At 73.5% G+C, this 14,467-nt stretch carries 15 protein-coding genes; 6 read left to right on the top strand and 9 right to left on the bottom strand.

Annotation, left to right across the window (positions count from 1 at the left end; genetic code table 11):
- Positions 1-152 precede the first annotated feature (152 nt).
- Positions 153-1,241 carry a septation protein SepH gene (sepH, locus tag ACFYZF_RS17005; RefSeq protein WP_387021230.1) on the top strand — a complete coding sequence of 363 codons (1,089 nt, stop codon included), beginning with the start codon at positions 153-155 and terminating at the stop codon, positions 1,239-1,241.
- 84 nt (positions 1,242-1,325) lie between these two features.
- Positions 1,326-2,312 carry an aldo/keto reductase gene (locus ACFYZF_RS17000; protein WP_387021228.1) on the top strand — a complete coding sequence of 329 codons (987 nt, stop codon included), beginning with the start codon at positions 1,326-1,328 and terminating at the stop codon, positions 2,310-2,312.
- A 121-nt stretch (positions 2,313-2,433) separates the two neighbouring features.
- Here the strand turns inward: ACFYZF_RS17000 and thpR are convergent, their stop codons facing one another.
- The 5 genes from thpR to ACFYZF_RS16975 form a co-directional block, all read right to left on the bottom strand.
- Complete coding sequence (gene thpR, locus ACFYZF_RS16995) at positions 2,434-3,012, bottom strand: RNA 2',3'-cyclic phosphodiesterase (protein ID WP_387021225.1); 579 nt, start codon at positions 3,010-3,012, stop codon at positions 2,434-2,436.
- Positions 3,013-3,024: 12 nt separating this feature from the next.
- Positions 3,025-3,534: a hypothetical protein gene (locus ACFYZF_RS16990; RefSeq protein ID WP_387021222.1), complete on the bottom strand. Its 510-nt coding sequence runs from the start codon at positions 3,532-3,534 to the stop codon at positions 3,025-3,027.
- Between the two features lie 111 nt (positions 3,535-3,645).
- Positions 3,646-4,926, bottom strand: a complete 1,281-nt coding sequence (locus tag ACFYZF_RS16985; RefSeq protein WP_387021219.1) for an MFS transporter — start codon at positions 4,924-4,926, stop codon at positions 3,646-3,648.
- Between the two features lie 64 nt (positions 4,927-4,990).
- Positions 4,991-5,440: a MarR family winged helix-turn-helix transcriptional regulator gene (locus ACFYZF_RS16980; protein WP_387021216.1), complete on the bottom strand. Its 450-nt coding sequence runs from the start codon at positions 5,438-5,440 to the stop codon at positions 4,991-4,993.
- Between the two features lie 142 nt (positions 5,441-5,582).
- Positions 5,583-7,061, bottom strand: a complete 1,479-nt coding sequence (locus ACFYZF_RS16975; protein ID WP_387021586.1) for an NCS2 family permease — start codon at positions 7,059-7,061, stop codon at positions 5,583-5,585.
- Between the two features lie 89 nt (positions 7,062-7,150).
- Between ACFYZF_RS16975 and ACFYZF_RS16970 the strand changes: the two genes are divergently transcribed.
- Positions 7,151-7,429, top strand: coding sequence for a DUF2530 domain-containing protein (locus tag ACFYZF_RS16970; protein ID WP_387021214.1), 279 nt, complete (start codon positions 7,151-7,153; stop codon positions 7,427-7,429).
- A gap of 10 nt (positions 7,430-7,439) precedes the next feature.
- Here the strand turns inward: ACFYZF_RS16970 and ACFYZF_RS16965 are convergent, their stop codons facing one another.
- The gene (locus ACFYZF_RS16965; RefSeq protein WP_387021212.1) at positions 7,440-8,276 is read right to left on the bottom strand and encodes a DUF3027 domain-containing protein; all 837 of its coding nucleotides are present in this window, start codon (positions 8,274-8,276) and stop codon (positions 7,440-7,442) included.
- Positions 8,277-8,382: 106 nt separating this feature from the next.
- On the opposite strand from ACFYZF_RS16965, the gene ACFYZF_RS16960 reads away from it, so the two are divergent.
- A complete protein-coding gene (locus ACFYZF_RS16960; RefSeq protein ID WP_387021209.1) occupies positions 8,383-10,065 on the top strand; it encodes an MFS transporter in 1,683 nt (560 codons plus the stop codon).
- Entirely contained in the window at positions 10,062-10,817 is a 756-nt protein-coding gene (locus tag ACFYZF_RS16955) for a futalosine hydrolase (protein WP_387021206.1), read from the top strand. Before ACFYZF_RS16960 ends, ACFYZF_RS16955 begins: the two co-directional genes overlap by 4 nt.
- A 15-nt stretch (positions 10,818-10,832) precedes the next feature.
- On the opposite strand, the gene ACFYZF_RS16950 is transcribed toward ACFYZF_RS16955, so the two are convergent.
- A complete protein-coding gene (locus ACFYZF_RS16950; RefSeq protein WP_387021204.1) occupies positions 10,833-11,738 on the bottom strand; it encodes a GNAT family N-acetyltransferase in 906 nt (301 codons plus the stop codon).
- Between the two features lie 771 nt (positions 11,739-12,509).
- Here ACFYZF_RS16950 and ACFYZF_RS16945 point away from each other — a divergent pair.
- Positions 12,510-13,427, top strand: a complete 918-nt coding sequence (locus tag ACFYZF_RS16945) for a 1,4-dihydroxy-6-naphthoate synthase (protein ID WP_387021201.1) — start codon at positions 12,510-12,512, stop codon at positions 13,425-13,427.
- Here ACFYZF_RS16945 and ACFYZF_RS16940 read toward each other — a convergent pair.
- A complete protein-coding gene (locus ACFYZF_RS16940) occupies positions 13,388-13,774 on the bottom strand; it encodes a cold-shock protein (protein ID WP_387021198.1) in 387 nt (128 codons plus the stop codon). The two genes, ACFYZF_RS16945 and ACFYZF_RS16940, sit on opposite strands and share 40 nt — an antisense overlap.
- A gap of 28 nt (positions 13,775-13,802) precedes the next feature.
- On the bottom strand, positions 13,803-14,426 hold the full coding sequence (locus tag ACFYZF_RS16935; protein ID WP_387021196.1) for an HAD family hydrolase: 624 nt from the start codon (positions 14,424-14,426) through the stop codon (positions 13,803-13,805).
- Positions 14,427-14,467 lie beyond the last annotated feature (41 nt).

Genomic DNA, 14,467 nt, shown 5'->3' with positions numbered 1-14,467 from the left:
ACGGCCACCCGATGTGATCATCCTCGCAACCCGCCCGCGACATGCGGGTGTCGGTTCCCCCACCTGGTGACGGATGGGCGTACCGTGGTGCGAGACGCCCGGGTGGCCGACTCGTGGCGTGCGGCCAGCGAAGCGGGACGGAGGCAACGCTCATGCGCCCAGTACGCTTCGTCGCCCTCTCCGAGGACGGCCAGGCGCTGGTGCTCGCCGACGAGGTCGGGCGGTTGCTCGCCCTGCCCATCGACGAGCGGATCGCCGGCGCCATGCACGCCGAGCCGGGTGCGCCCCCGCTCGCCGTGGTGTCGAACACCGCCGACCTGGTGCCGTCGCTGTCCCCGCGCGACATCCAAGCCAAGATCCGCTCCGGCGAGTCAGCCGAGGACGTCGCCCGCATCGCGGGCGTCCCGGTCGACCGGGTGCTGCGCTACGCCGGCCCCGTGCTCCAGGAGCGGGCGATGCTCGCCCAGCACGCCCGGCGCACCCGGCTCAAGGGCGCCGAGAAGCCGACCCCGCTGGCCGACGTGGTCAACGGCCGGCTGGCCCAGCACGGGATCGACACCGAGAAGATCTCCTGGGACGCGTACCGTCGCGACGACGGCACCTGGCGGATCATCGCCACCTGGCCGTCGGGCAAGGCCACCGCGCAGGCGGTGTGGGACCTGGACAAGACCCGGCAGAACGTCACCCCGCACGACGACATGGCGCAGTACCTGTGCGCCGAGCGCCCCACCCCGATCCTCGGGCAGGAGCCCACGCCGGAGCGGGGCGGCCACGCGCTGCCCGGCCCGTCGCGCGCCGAGCCGGGCCGGGGCGGGCACGGGCTGCCCGCGGCTACCGGCGATCACGGCCGCCCGGGGCGGGACCCGATCCGCGCGGGGCGGGACGCCCTGCTCGCCTCGCTGGACCGTCCACTCGGCTCGACGTCCGGGCGCGGCCTGGAGCCGCGCACGCCGGCGGCGCTGGCCGGGTCCGAGGCGCCCCGGCAGCGGCCGGTCGGCGGGGGGGCGGCGGCCCTGCTCGGCGGCGGCCAGGGCTCCGCGTTCGACGACGACTCGGACGCCCCGAAGGAGATCCCGGCCGTGCCGTCGCTGGCGGTGCTCCGGCCCCGCCGCACGGGGTCCGCTGCGGCGGCGGCCGGCGGGAACGAGGCGACCGACGCCTCCGGCAAGCCCCGCAAGCGGCTGCCGAGCTGGGACGACGTCCTCTTCGGCAGCGGCCCGGCGGCCCGCGAGTCCTCCTGACCCACCCGTTCGCCGGGAGCGTGCCCGCCACGCCCCCGGCGAACGGCGAGGCACTCGACGTGCGCCCGTGGCAGGGTGGGCCGCATGGAGTACACGAATCTGGGACGCACCGGGCTCTCGGTGAGCCGGCTCTGCCTCGGCACCATGAACTTCGGGCCACAGACCAGCGAGCCGGACAGCTTCGCCGTCATGGACCGGGCGCTGGAACACGGCATCAACTTCTTCGACACCGCCAACGTGTACGGCTGGCAGACCGGCGAGGGGATCACCGAGCAGATCATCGGCCGTTGGTTCGCCCAGGGTGGCGGCCGGCGGGACAAGGTCGTCCTGGCCACCAAGGTCTACGGCAAGATGGGCGAGTGGCCCAACGAGCAGGGCCTGAGCGCCCGGCACATCGTCCGGGCCTGCGAGGACTCGCTGCGCCGGCTCCAGACCGACGTCATCGACCTGTACCAGATGCACCACGTCTCCCGGGTCACCCCGTGGGAGGAGATCTGGCAGGCCATGGAGACCCTGGTCGCCCAGGGCAAGGTGGTCTACGTCGGATCGTCCAACTTCGCCGGTTGGCACATCGGGCAGGCGCAGGCGGCGGCCGAACGGCGCAACTTCCTCGGCCTCGTCTCCGAGCAGTCGATCTACAACCTGCTGACCCGCCACGTCGAGTTGGAGGTGGTTCCGGCCGCCCAGCACTACGGCCTCGGCATCATCCCCTGGTCGCCGCTGCACGGCGGGCTGCTGTCCGGGGTGCTGCGCAAGATGGCCGAGGGCGGGGCCGCCCGGGGCACCAGCGGCCGGGCCGCCGAGGGCCTGGCGGAACACCGGCCGGCGATCGAGGCGTACGAGAAGTTCTGCGCGGAGCTCGGCCACGACCCGGCGGACGTGGCGCTGGGCTGGCTGCTCTCCCGGCCGGGGGTGACCGCCCCGATCATCGGGCCACGCACCCTCGACCAGCTCGACCGGTCGCTGGGCGCGCTGGACGTGCGGCTCGACGACGCGGCGCTGGCCCGGCTCGACGAGCTGTTCCCGCCGGTCGGCAAGGGCGGCCCGGGCCCGGAGGCGTGGGCCTGGTGACGGGTCCGTGACCAGCTGTTGAGCGGCGGTGTGCCGGCCCCCGCGCGTCGGGGGCCGGCATGCCGCGTCGGTGCCAGCCCTCGCGTCAGGGCCGGCACACCGCCGGCCTGCGGAACGGGCCTCAGACGGGCCAGGCCGCCAGCCGGTCGTACGTCGGCCGGGGGCCCTGGTGGCTGCGGGCCAGCACCAGTTCGGCGGCCGGCCACCGCGGTCCCAGGTAGTCGTGCAGGGCCTCCCGGTCGGCGGCCACGTCGGCGCGGTCGATCCGGTCGCCGGGCCGGGCGATGGTCAGGTGCGGGCGGAACGGCTTCTCGTCGTGCGGCAGCCGGCCCCGGCTCAGCCCGATCCGGACCAGCCGGGCCAGGACACGAAGCGCCTCGACGTCGCCGCGCACGTCCACCCAGAGCACCGTGAGCCGGCCCTCGCCGAAGCTGCCACCGCCGCCGAGCCGCAGCACCGGTGAGCCGACCCGGCCGGCCCGGAACGTCTCGGCGGCGATCCCGAGGGCGCTCTCCGCATCGACCAGCCGGCCCGCGTCCACCTCGCCGAGGAAGGCGAGGGTGAGGTGCGCGTTCGCGGGGTCGGCGAGCCGGACGTCGGTGCCCACCGCAGCCGCCCGGCCGACCCGCAGCCGGGTCACCTGGGCGGTCAGGTCGGCGACGGCCGCAGCCGGCGGGTAGACCGCGACGAACAGCCGCACCCGGGACGCCGTTCAGTGACGCCGCTGGCGGTGCGGGGCGCGGGCGGCGGGCAGGGGCAGCCCGGCGGCGTGCAGCGCCCCCTCGACCCGGACCCGCTCGATCTCCCGGTCGACGCCGGTCAGCTCGCCCAGGTGCTCGGTGAGCCCCAGGCACCGGCAGGCCGCCCGGAGGTGCTCGTCGTACGCGTCGAGGACGGCGGCGTGCCAGATCACCGCCCGGCCGACCTGGTTGACCCGGTGACCGCCGAAGCGGCGCAGATCGGCGGCGATCTCCTGGAGGGACCGGCGATCGGCCCGGTCGAACTCGGTCAGGTCGATGCCCCGGGTGAGCGAGTCGGCCTCGACGGCCCGGTCCAGCCGGGCGACGGTCCGGCGTTCCCGGCGGCGTTCGCGCCACTCGGCGTACCCGCAGGCGACCCGGTCGATGATCTCGTCGGCGCAGAAGAGCAGCGCGAAGGCAACCGGCAGACTCGCGACAGCGGCGAACGCCAGGACGAGGAGAATCGCGCGGCCTACCTCCACGCATCGACGCTAAGCCCCCGCAGGCCTGCCCGCTACCGCATTCTTGACATCCATGGGCATCAATTTTTTACCATCCGCCTGCTCGCCGGGGGTCCGACAGCGGACCTTCCGTCACTCCGGGGAGACGACGTAGAAACGGGGCATCGGGAGAATCCGCAGGCGCAGGCGGGCACCCGAGCGGCGCAACTGCCAGGCGAGCGCGATCAGCGCGGTGGCCAGCGAGATCAGCCCGCCGATCCAGATGCTCGCCCCGGCGCCGAAGGTCTCGGCGACCCAGCCGATCAGCGGCGCGCCGACCGGGTTGGTGCCGAGGAAGACCAGCACCCACAGCGCCATGACCCGCCCCCGGAACGCGGCGTCGGTGCCGAGCTGCACCCGCTGGTTGGCGGCCTGGGCGAAGAACACCATGAAGAACCCGGCGGGCAGCAGCAGCGTCACCACCATCCAGTACGCCGGCACGACCCCGACCAGGGTGCCGAAGACGGCACAACCGATCGCCGCGCCCAGCACCACCCAGACCGACGGGCGGCTGCGCCGCCCGGTGCCGGCCAGCGCCCCGCCCAGCGCGCCGACGGCCAGGGCCGTGCTGAACAGGCCGAACGAGGCGGCGCCGGTGTTGAACACGGTCTTGGCCAGGGCGGCCAGGGTGAGCTGGAAGTTGAACAGGCTCATCCCGATCACCGACATCACCGCCATCGGCAGCAGCAGGTCGGGGCGGCGGGCGACGTACCGCAGCCCGTCGACCACCCGGGCGGAGTTCCGCTCGCCGACCGGCGGCAGGGCCTCGCGGTACAGCTCGGCGGGACGCATCCGGACCACGTTGGCCAGCGGCGCCAGCGAGCTGACCGCGGTGAACAGGAACACCGGGCCGACGTCGACGACGGCGATGGCCAGGCCGGCCACGGCCGGGCCGACGATCCGGGCCGAGTTGAACACGGCGGCGTTGAGCGACAGCGCGTTGGGCAGCAGGGATGTGCCGACCAGCTCGGAGACGAACGCCTGCCGCACCGGGGTCTCCACCGCGTTCGCGACGCCGAGCAGGGCTGCGAAGACAAAGACGTGCCAGAGTTCCACCAGGCCGGTGAACACCAGCAGGCTCATCCCGAACGCCAGCACCGTCCAGAACACGTTCGCGACGAACAGCAGCAGGCGCTTGTCGTACCGGTCGGCGAGCCGCCCGGAGATCAGGGTGAGCAGCAGCACCGGGGCGAACTGGAGCGCGGTGACGAAGCCGAGCGCGGTGGCGGAGTCGCCCGAGATCTGAAGGACGAGCCAGTCCTGGGCTATGAACATCATCCAGACGCCGATCATCTTGATCAGCTGCCCGGACGCGAAGAGCCGGTAGTTGCGGACCTGCAATGACTGGAACATCGTGCTCAACTTCGCCTGCACCCTGTATGCGCCTCCTCGGTCGTACGCGTCATCGACGGCGGACGGCGCGGGCGCGGTGGCGCGGTCAGGCGCGGGCGAGCTGCTGGAGGATCTCGGACGCCCTCTGCAATGTCTCCCGGTCGGGCTCGGTGAGCTCGGCCAGCCGGTGGGCAAGCCACTCGTCGCGGACCCGCTCGAACTGGTCGAGCACGGCCTGCCCCCCCTCGCTCGCCGAGAGGATGACCTGCCGGCGGTCGGTCGGATGGGGGGTACGCCGCACGAGGCCGCGCTCCTCCAACTTCGCGACGATCTTGGTCATCGTCGGCGGTTGCACCCGCTCGACGTCGGCCAGTTCCCTGGGCGTCAGCGCGCCCGCCAGCCTGAGGCTGGTGAGCGCGGAGAGCTGGGTGACCGTCAGGTCGCCCACCGGGCGGGCCTGTCGGACCCGCCGGTTGAGCCGGGTTATCGCATCACGCAACTGGGGGGCCAGTTGCGCCGGTGGCACGCGCTTCGCCGTCACCGTCCACTCCGTCACAATAGTTAGCCTAGCTAATGAACCTGGCTGACGGCAGGCGATATGACCATGCTCACCAGGGAGTTCATGACCGAAAGGCCGGGGTACCCGAATAGGGCACCCCGGCCCGGCCGGCCACGGTGGGTCGTCAGAGCACCACGGACTAGAGCACCACGGACTCGATCGGCCCGCGCAGGAAGTACAGCACGAAGAGCACAGCCACCCCGTACAGCAGGGGGTGAACCTCGCGGGCCTTCCCCTTCGCCAGCTTGACCACCACGAAGGAGATGACGCCGGCACCGATGCCGTTGGAGATCGAGTACGTGAACGGCATCAGGGCGATGGTGAGGAACGCCGGGATGGCGATCTCGTAGTCGGTCCAGTCGATGGTCCGCACCGCGGTCATCATCAGGAAGCCGACCACCACCAACGCCGTGGACGCCGCCTCGAACGGCACCACCAGGGACAGCGGCGCGAGGAACATCGCGAGCAGGAACAGCACGCCGGTGACCAGGTTGGCCACGCCGGTCCGCGCGCCCTCCGCGACACCGGCGGCGCTCTCGACGTACGACGTGCTGCTGGAGACGCTCGCCGCGCCACCCGCCGCCGCCGCGATCGAGTCGACCAGCAGGATCTCCTTGGCCCGCGGCGGGGTGCCCCGCTCGTCGAGCATGCTGCCCTCCTGGCCGATCGCGACCATCGTGCCCATCGTGTCGAAGAAGTCCGTGATCAGCAGCGTGAAGACGAACATCAGCGGGATGAGCCAGCCGACCCGGGTCCAGGAGTCCAGCACGTTGAAGTTGCCCAGCAGCGACAGGTCGGGGACGTCCACGACCTTCTTCGGCAACTCCGGCACGTTCAGCGCCCAACCGTGCGGGTTGGGCTTGCCGTTGACGAAGGACGGGCCGACGTTGGCCACGGCCTCCACGACGATCGCCAGCACGGTCGAGGCGAGGATGCCGATCAGGATCGCGCCCCGGACCCGGCGGACCACCAGCACGATCGTGACCAGCAGGCCCACCACGAAGACCAGCAGCGGCCAGCTGACGATCTTGCCGCTGATGCCGAGCCCGACCGGGACAGTGGTGTTCGCCGCGTCCGGGATGCGGCGGACGAAGCCGGCGTCGACCAGGCCGATGATGGTCAGGAAGAGGCCGATACCGACGCCGATCGCGGTCTTGAGCTGGGTGGGCACCGCGCGGAACACTGCGGTACGCAGGCCGGTGAGCACCAGGATCGCGATGAGCACACCCTCGATCACCACCAGGCCCATCGCGTCGGCCCAGGTCATCTGCGGGGCGATCTCGTACGCGACCAGCGCGTTCACGCCCAGGCCGGCGGCCAGCGCCATCGGGAACCGGCCGACGACCCCCATCAGAATGGTCATCAGGCCGGCGACCAGCGCCGTCGCGGCGGCCAGCGCGGGGATGGACAGCTTCTTGCCGTCGCCGTCGACGGCGCCACCGAGGATCAGCGGGTTGAGCACCACGATGTAGGCCATCGTGAAGAAGGTCGCCAGACCACCTCGGACCTCGCGGCTCAGCGTCGAGCCGCGGGCGGTGATCTCAAAAAATCGGTCGAACCCGTTACGGGGGTGGGCTGGATCGGGTGCATTGCTCTTGTACGGCGGCGCAATGGCCATCTGGTCCTCGCAGGTGATCTTCCGTCTGTCGCGCGCATCGTCGCAGATCACCGGCCACCTGCAAAAGTTGGTCGCGTACGCTTGCCCCCGTGCGACAGGTGCAACCGCCGCGGCCCGAGCCGCTCGACCCGCCGATGGTGCCGTTCGCGGTCGCCGGGCTGGCGGTCTGGGCGGTGGTCGGTCTGGTGCTGCTGATCTTCTTCCGGACCTGGCTCACCGAGCATGGCCGTCAAGACTGGCTCTGGACGTGCCTGGCCGGATTCCTGTGGGGCTTTCCCGGTCTGGCGGTGATGATGCGCCACGACGCCAACCGGCGTCGCCGCCGCGCCGCGGCTCAGACCGTCCGGCCGGCTGACGCCGGCCGCTGACGCCGCCCGGTCAGGGGCCGTACGGCTCGGCCGGCTCCGCCGCCACCGAGCCCGGGGCCCAGCTCACCGACACCGGCTCGCTCACCGACATCGCCTCGACCGCGCTGTCGTCGTACACGGTGGGCAGTTCGTCGACCGGGGTGTCGGGGGTCTCGGTGAGGGTCTCCGAGTGTGCGCCGCAGCCGTGGTCGGCGCTGACCACCCGGCCGTCGTCGGGGGCGTAGAAGTTGCCACACGCGCCGAAGGACTGCCGCAGCGAGCCGGCCAGCGGCAGGTAGAAGCCGCAGGTGCCGCAACGGGCCGCCGCCGGGGCGGCCGCGGAGATCGACGCGGCGGGCCCATGGTCGCCCTCGTACCAGCGCTGGGCGGTCTCGGCGCGGCCCTCCCGGGAGAGCACCCGGGGCCGGCCGAAGCCGAGCTCCCAGGCGGTCTCCTCGACGGCGGGGTCGTCGGAGAGCACGTACCCGGGGGCGAGCCGCTCGTCGTCCGGCGAGGTGGGCAGCAGGTCGCCGGGGCCGAGGTCGCCCGGCTTGAGCCGCTCCTGCCAGGGCAGCCAGCCGGGGGCGAGCAACGCGTCCGGGCCGGGCAACAGGACCGTCTCGCAGATGGTGACGTTCCGGCTGCGCGGCACCCGGGTCACCGTTACCGCCCACCGCCAACCCCGATAACCGGACAGCAGGCACTCGAAGTAGTGGGTGACGAGCCGGTCGGCCTCGGCAACGGACTGGAGGTGGTCACCGACGACGTCGGAGGGCTCCACCTCGGTGATTGCGTCGCGGGCCACCTCGACGGCGGCAGCGCAGACCTGGTCGAGGCGGGCGGCGCGGGCGGAGACGGGCCTGGTCACTCAACCATTGTCCCCCATGCGCGGCGACGACCGACAGGCACTCCCCGGAGCGTGTTCTCCGATGGTGGTCGCGCGGGGGCGGGGCGGATGGGCGAGGATGGTGCACATGCCGTTGTTCTCCCGCTCCGAGCGGTCCCTACTCGGGCGGACCGTCGGCACCGGCATCCGCGCCCTCCGCCTGCTGCTGCGCGGATCCGCGCGGGGCGGGCGCTGGATGACCCGCCGGGCCGGCTCGGCCCGGACCAGGGGCGCCGGCGGCGAGGTCGGCATGGTGCGCCTGTTCGACCTGCACGCGGTCTCCTGTGCGGGGGACACCCTGATCGCGATCGGGCTCGCCGGCACGATCTTCTTCGAGGTGCCGCTCGGCGAGGCGCGCAGCAAGGTGGCGCTGTACCTGCTGGTCACGATGGTGCCGTTCGCCATGCTCGCGCCGGTGGTCGGCCCGCTGCTGGACCACTTCCGGCACGGCCGGCGGTACGCGCTCGCCGCCACCATGCTCGGCCGGGCCTTCCTCGCCTGGATGATCTCCGACCACATGGGCGGCTTCGGCCTCTACCCGGCGGCCTTCGGGGTGCTCGCGCTCTCCCGGGCGTACGGGGTGGCCCGCTCTGCGGCGGTGCCCCGGCTGCTGCCGGAAGGGCTCGGGCTGTCCCAGGTGGGCGCGCGGGCCAGCGTCTACGGCACCATCGCCGGCGGGCTGGTCGCCCCGATCGGGCTGGCCGCGTTCTGGTTCGGCCCGCAGTGGTCGCTCCGGGTCGCCTCGGTGATCTTCCTGGTCGGCATGGTGATCGCGCTGCGGCTGCCGCCCCGGGCGGACTCGGAGCCACCCGAGCGGGTCCCCAGCCCCCTGCGGTCGCTCGGCCGGCGGGCCGCCGGGGACCGTCCGCTGGGGCGCGGTCGACCGGCCGGCCGGCTCGTCATCGCCACCCTGGTCGGTGCGGCCCTACCCCGCGCGGTGTACGGCTTCCTGCTGCTCTTCCTCGCGTTCGCGCTGAGGAAGGGCGACCTGACGACCGACTTCTTCGGCCGGGACCTGAGCCCGGAGGTGGCGCTCGGCCTGGTCGGCGGGGCGCTGGCCGTGGGCACCTTCCTGGCCACGGCGGTCGGCACCCGGCTGCGCATTCACCGGCCCGCCGCGATCCAGTCCAGCAGCATGATCATCGTGGCCGGCACGGCCGTCCTGGCCACCATCCAGTTCTCGCTGCCGATGGTGGCGCTGCTCTGCCTGGTCGCCGCGCTGGCCAGCGGGGTGGCGAAACTGTCGGTCGACGCCTCCATCCAGGAACGCATCCCGGAGCGGCTGCGGGCCAGCTCGTTCGCCCACTCCGAGACGGCGCTGATGCTGGCCTTCGTGGCCGGCGGCGGCCTCGGCCTGGTCCCGCTCGACGGACGGCTCGGCATCGCCGTCGCCGCCGGGGTCGGCGTGCTCGCCGCCGCCCGGGGCGTGTACGTCGCCGGGAAGCTCCGCGACGAGCGGCTGATCGGCCGCCCGCTCGGCGACGACGAGCTGACCGAGGAGGCCACCGCAGCACCGCCCGACGCCGACGACACGGCGGCGGACGTCGCCCCGATCTCCCCCGCCCCGGCCCCACCCGGCCCGCCCTCACCCGACCGGTCCGCGTCCGACCCGGTCCGGGGCCCCGCCGCCGATCCGGCCGACGATCCGGCCCTCGCCCCGCCCGGGTACCACATCTACCGGCCCTCCTCCGCCGCCTCCGGCTCCGGCTCCGGCGGCCCGGGCGGGGCCGACGACGAGACCCGCCGCGAGCCCCGGGACCCGGTATCGTGACCGGCCCCACCGCCGCGCGGACCACCTCCGGAGGGCTGCTCGTGGTGACCGCGGTGCCGGCCGAGGCCGAGGCGGTCCGCGCCGGCCTCCCGGCCCCCACGCCGCACCGCCCAGGTTCATCGGGAACGGGCCCGGGGACAGGGGCAGGCCCGGGGCCACCGCCGCCAGACCCCGCAGTCACCGTCGTGCCGGTCGGGGTGGGACCGGCTGTCGCCGGGGCCGCCACCGCCCGGCTGCTCGCGCTCGCCGAGGCCGCCGGCCGCCCGTACCGGGCCGTGATCAGCGCGGGGATCGCCGGCGGCTTCGTCGGCCGGGTGGCGGTCGGCGGCACGGTGCTCGCCACCCGCAGCATCGCGGCGGACCTCGGCGCCGAGTCACCGGAGGGCTTCATCCCGGTGGACGAGCTGGGCATGCCGTCCGAGTTGCTCGGCGGCGGCAGCGTCGTGCCCGCCGACCCGGAACTGCTCGCCGCGCTGCGCGCCGCTCTGCCGTGGGCGACCGTGGGCGCGGTGCTCACCGTCAGCACGGTGACCGGCACCTCCGCCGGCACCGAGGCCCTGGCCGACCGACATCCGGACGCGGTGGCCGAGGCCATGGAGGGGTACGGGGTGGCGGTCGCCGCCGCCCAGGCCGGCCTGCCGTTCGCCGAGCTGCGCACCGTCTCCAACCCGATCGGCCCGCGCGACCGGGCCTCCTGGCGACTGCGCGAGGCGTTCGCCGCCCTCACGGCGGCCACCGCCGCACTGGCCTGAACCAGGGCCGGGCCGTCAGCACGCCCACCGGGGCGGTGAGCGGTCGAGGCGAAGCGCGTAGGGCCGGCTCGCCTCCAACCGGTACCCGCAGGTCAGCAACAGATCGACGCCACCGAAGTCGGCAACGGCGTGCGCCACACGGAGCCCCGTTCGGTCCATCTCCACGGTGAGCGCCTCCACCAGCCGCCGCCCGATGCCGAGCCGGCGACACGCCCCGGTCACCAGGACGCCGTCCAGCACGATCTCCCGCTCCCCGGCGTCGATCAGGTCGCCGTACAGCAGGCGAGGGCTGCGCTCGTGGGCCCGCAGCTCGCCGAGCACCCGGCCGTCGGGCAGCTCCGCCACGAACCGCCAGCACGTCGAGGGCAGGCCCTCGTCGGTGACCCGGCGCACCGCCACTTCACGGCGGATCCGGTCGGCCCACCGGCGCTGGTCCCGGTAGCGGCGACTCAGTTCGTACGTCGCAGCCGGCACCGGTCGCGGGAACCGCTCCGGGGGCAGCTTGTACCACTCCGCCCACCACGCGCCCGGCCAGTCCTTCGGGTCGTGCACCTCCCAGACGTCCAGGTGCGCCGGGTACCGCCGCCCCGCCTCGTCCCGCATCCCGTCGTGCGGCACCCCCGGCACCGCCAGCACCTCGGGCGGCCGGTCCCCGGGCCCGTCCCCGGGCCGTCCGACCAGCAGCCGGCCTCCCGCCGCCCGCACCAGACGCTCCACGGTGCGCAGCCTCGGATCGGCCGCGCCCCCCGACTCGATCCGGGCGACAGTGCTCTTCGGCACGCCGGCCCTGGCCGACAGCTCGCGCTGGCTCAGGTCGGCCTGTCGGCGCAGGGCCCGAAGCACGGCCGCGACGTCGACCGCCTGATCGTCGATCTCAGTCGGCTTGCAGTCCCGCCCGGCGGTACCTGTTGAATTCTCCACGCATCGATGGTCGGCGGCGGCTGGCGAACCATCAACATCCAACCGAAACCTGTGGACAGACCTGTGGACAACAGCCCTCGGCGGTGGAAGACGGGTCTCCATCCGGTCCCTTTGGAGCTGCCCCGTTCATGCGCCCACTGGTCGGCACCGGCCGACCGCCATGTCCCCCATACCGTTACGGCCGTCCTACACAAGGCGGCGGACCGGCGCAGAACGGCGGACTGACGCAGAACGGCAGAACGGGGAACGGCAGAACGGAAGAACGGCAGAACGGCAGAACGGCGCAGAACGGCGCAGAACGGCGGAGCGGCGCAGAACGGCGGAGCGACGGCAGACTGGGCGGACGTCGGACGTCGGACGTCGGACGGCCGGCGGCCGAGGAAGGGCGGAGGAGAGCCCTCCGGTTGTTTCTCGGCCGAGAGATCAGTGAACTCCGGATTGCCCCGTTCATGCGGGCAGCTCCAAAGGCGGCGGAAGGCAACCCCGAAGCCCGTGCGCCACGCCCCGGACGCAGCTGACGCGTCGTGCCCACCACCGGCCGACGCGCCACCCACCGCTCGCCGCCCACATCCGCCCCGCACCGCCTGCGCCCACACCCACCCCCGCACCGCTCGGCGCCCACACCCTCACCGCCCGCGCCCGGCCGGGGCGAGGCGCAGCGGGCAGGGGCGGGTCACAGCGGGTGGGGCTGGCCGGGGCACGGCGGGAGGGGCGGGGATACGGTGGGAGGGGCGGGGATACGGTGGGAGGGGCGGGGATACGGTGGGGGGCGTGGCGCTCTCCCTGGCGATCTCGCCCTGCCCCAACGACACGTTCGTCTTCGACGCCCTGGTGCACGGCCGAGTGCCGGGCGCCCCGCCGGTCGAGGTGACGTACGCCGACGTGGACGTGACCAACACCGCCGCCGAGCGGGGAGCGTTCGACCTGGTGAAGGTGAGCTACGCGGCGCTGCCCTGGCTGCTGGACGACTACCACCTGCTGCCCTGCGGCGGCGCGCTCGGCCGGGGCTGCGGCCCGCTGGTGCTGACCCGGGGCAGTCAGGCCGACCCGAGCGGTCAAACCGACCCGAGCGGTCAAACCGACCCGAGCGGTCAAACCGACCGGCCGGACCGTACCGACCTGACCGGCGCGACGGTCGCGGTGCCCGGGGACCGGACCACGGCGTACCTGCTGTTCCGGCTCTGGTCGGCCGACCGGCCCCCCGCGCGCATCGAGGTCGTCCCGTTCCACGAGATCATGCCGGGGGTGGCGGCCGGGCGGTACGACGCTGGGCTGGTGATCCACGAGGCGCGGTTCACGTACCACCGGCACGGGCTGACCGCCCTGGTCGACCTCGGCGAGTGGTGGGAGGGCGACACCGGACTGCCGATCCCGCTCGGCGCGATCCTGGCGCGCAAGGGCGCGGTCGACCCGGTCGAGGCGGCCGGGTGGATCCGCGAGTCGGTCCGCCAGGCGTGGGCCGACCCGGAGGCCAGCCGGGAGTACGTGCTCGCGCACGCCCAGGAGATGGAGCCCGACGTGGTGGACCGGCACATCGCCCTCTACGTCAACGAGTTCACCGCGGACCTGGGGAACGCGGGGTTCGCCGCCGTGAAGGCGCTGCTGGGCCGGGCCACCGACGCCGGACTCGTACCTCCGACCTCTGGCCCTCAGACCTCCAGCTCGCTCGCCACCGCGTGGACGAGCTGAGCGATCTTCTGCGCTGCCTTCCGGTCCGGGAAGCGGCCCCGCCGCAGGTCCGGCTGGACCTTCGCCTCCAGCACCTTGATCATGTCCTCGACGAGGCCGTGCAGCTCCTCCGCCGGCCGGCGGCGCAGCTCCGCCATCGATGGTGGGGCGTCGAGCAGCTTGACCCCCATCGCCTGGGCGCCCCGGCGGCTGTCCACCACGCTGAAGTCGACCCGTTGACCACCCGTGAGGTCGGTGACGCCCGCCGGTAGCGCGCCCTTGGGCAGGAACACGTCGCCGCCCTCGTCGCTGGTGACGAATCCGTAACCCTTGGCCGCGTCATACCACTTCACTCGACCCGTCGGCACCTGAGAACCCCTGCTTCGCTTGAGACGTCTACTGCTTCAAGGCTAGCCGGATCATGTGGTCGAGCGCCGCTGGGAATCCGGTGAGATCGTCCAGCACGAGGTGGGCCCCGGCGGAACGCAGCTCCTCGGCCGAACAGGGGCCGGTGGCCACCGCGATCCCCGGGACCCCGGCTGCCCCTGCGGCCGCCATGTCGGCCACGTGGTCACCGACGTACAGGGTCGCGCCGTGCTCGCGCAACGCCGTCGCCTTCTCCTCGGCGAACAGGTCACCGGCCAACTCGTCCACGACCAGCCCCAGGTGGTCCAGGTGCAGCCGGGCCAGCCGGCCGATCTTGGCAGTGACCACCAGCGCCCGGCCGCCGTGGGCGTGCACGGCCTCGATGGCCGCGATCGCGCCGGGCATCGGCAGGGTCGGGGTGATCGCGTACGCCGGGTAGAGCTCCCGGTACGCCTCGACGGCCGACTCGACCCGCTCGGGCGGGAACCAGCGGGCGATCTCCACACGCAGCGGTGGGCCGAGCCGGGACACCGCCGCGTCGGCGTCCACGGGTACGCCGGTGCGCGCGGTGAGCGCCCGGAACGCCGCAGCGATGCCGGGACGCGAGTCGACCAGGGTCATGTCGAGGTCGAAACCGACCGTCAGCGAGGGCATTCCGAGAACGTACCCGCCTATCACCGGCCGAGCCGGACGTC

Origin of the sequence: Micromonospora sp. NPDC001898 (genome assembly GCF_042891255.1) — a bacterium.
Taxonomy (GTDB): domain Bacteria; phylum Actinomycetota; class Actinomycetes; order Mycobacteriales; family Micromonosporaceae; genus Micromonospora.
This window is presented reverse-complemented; position numbering and strand designations above follow the sequence as displayed.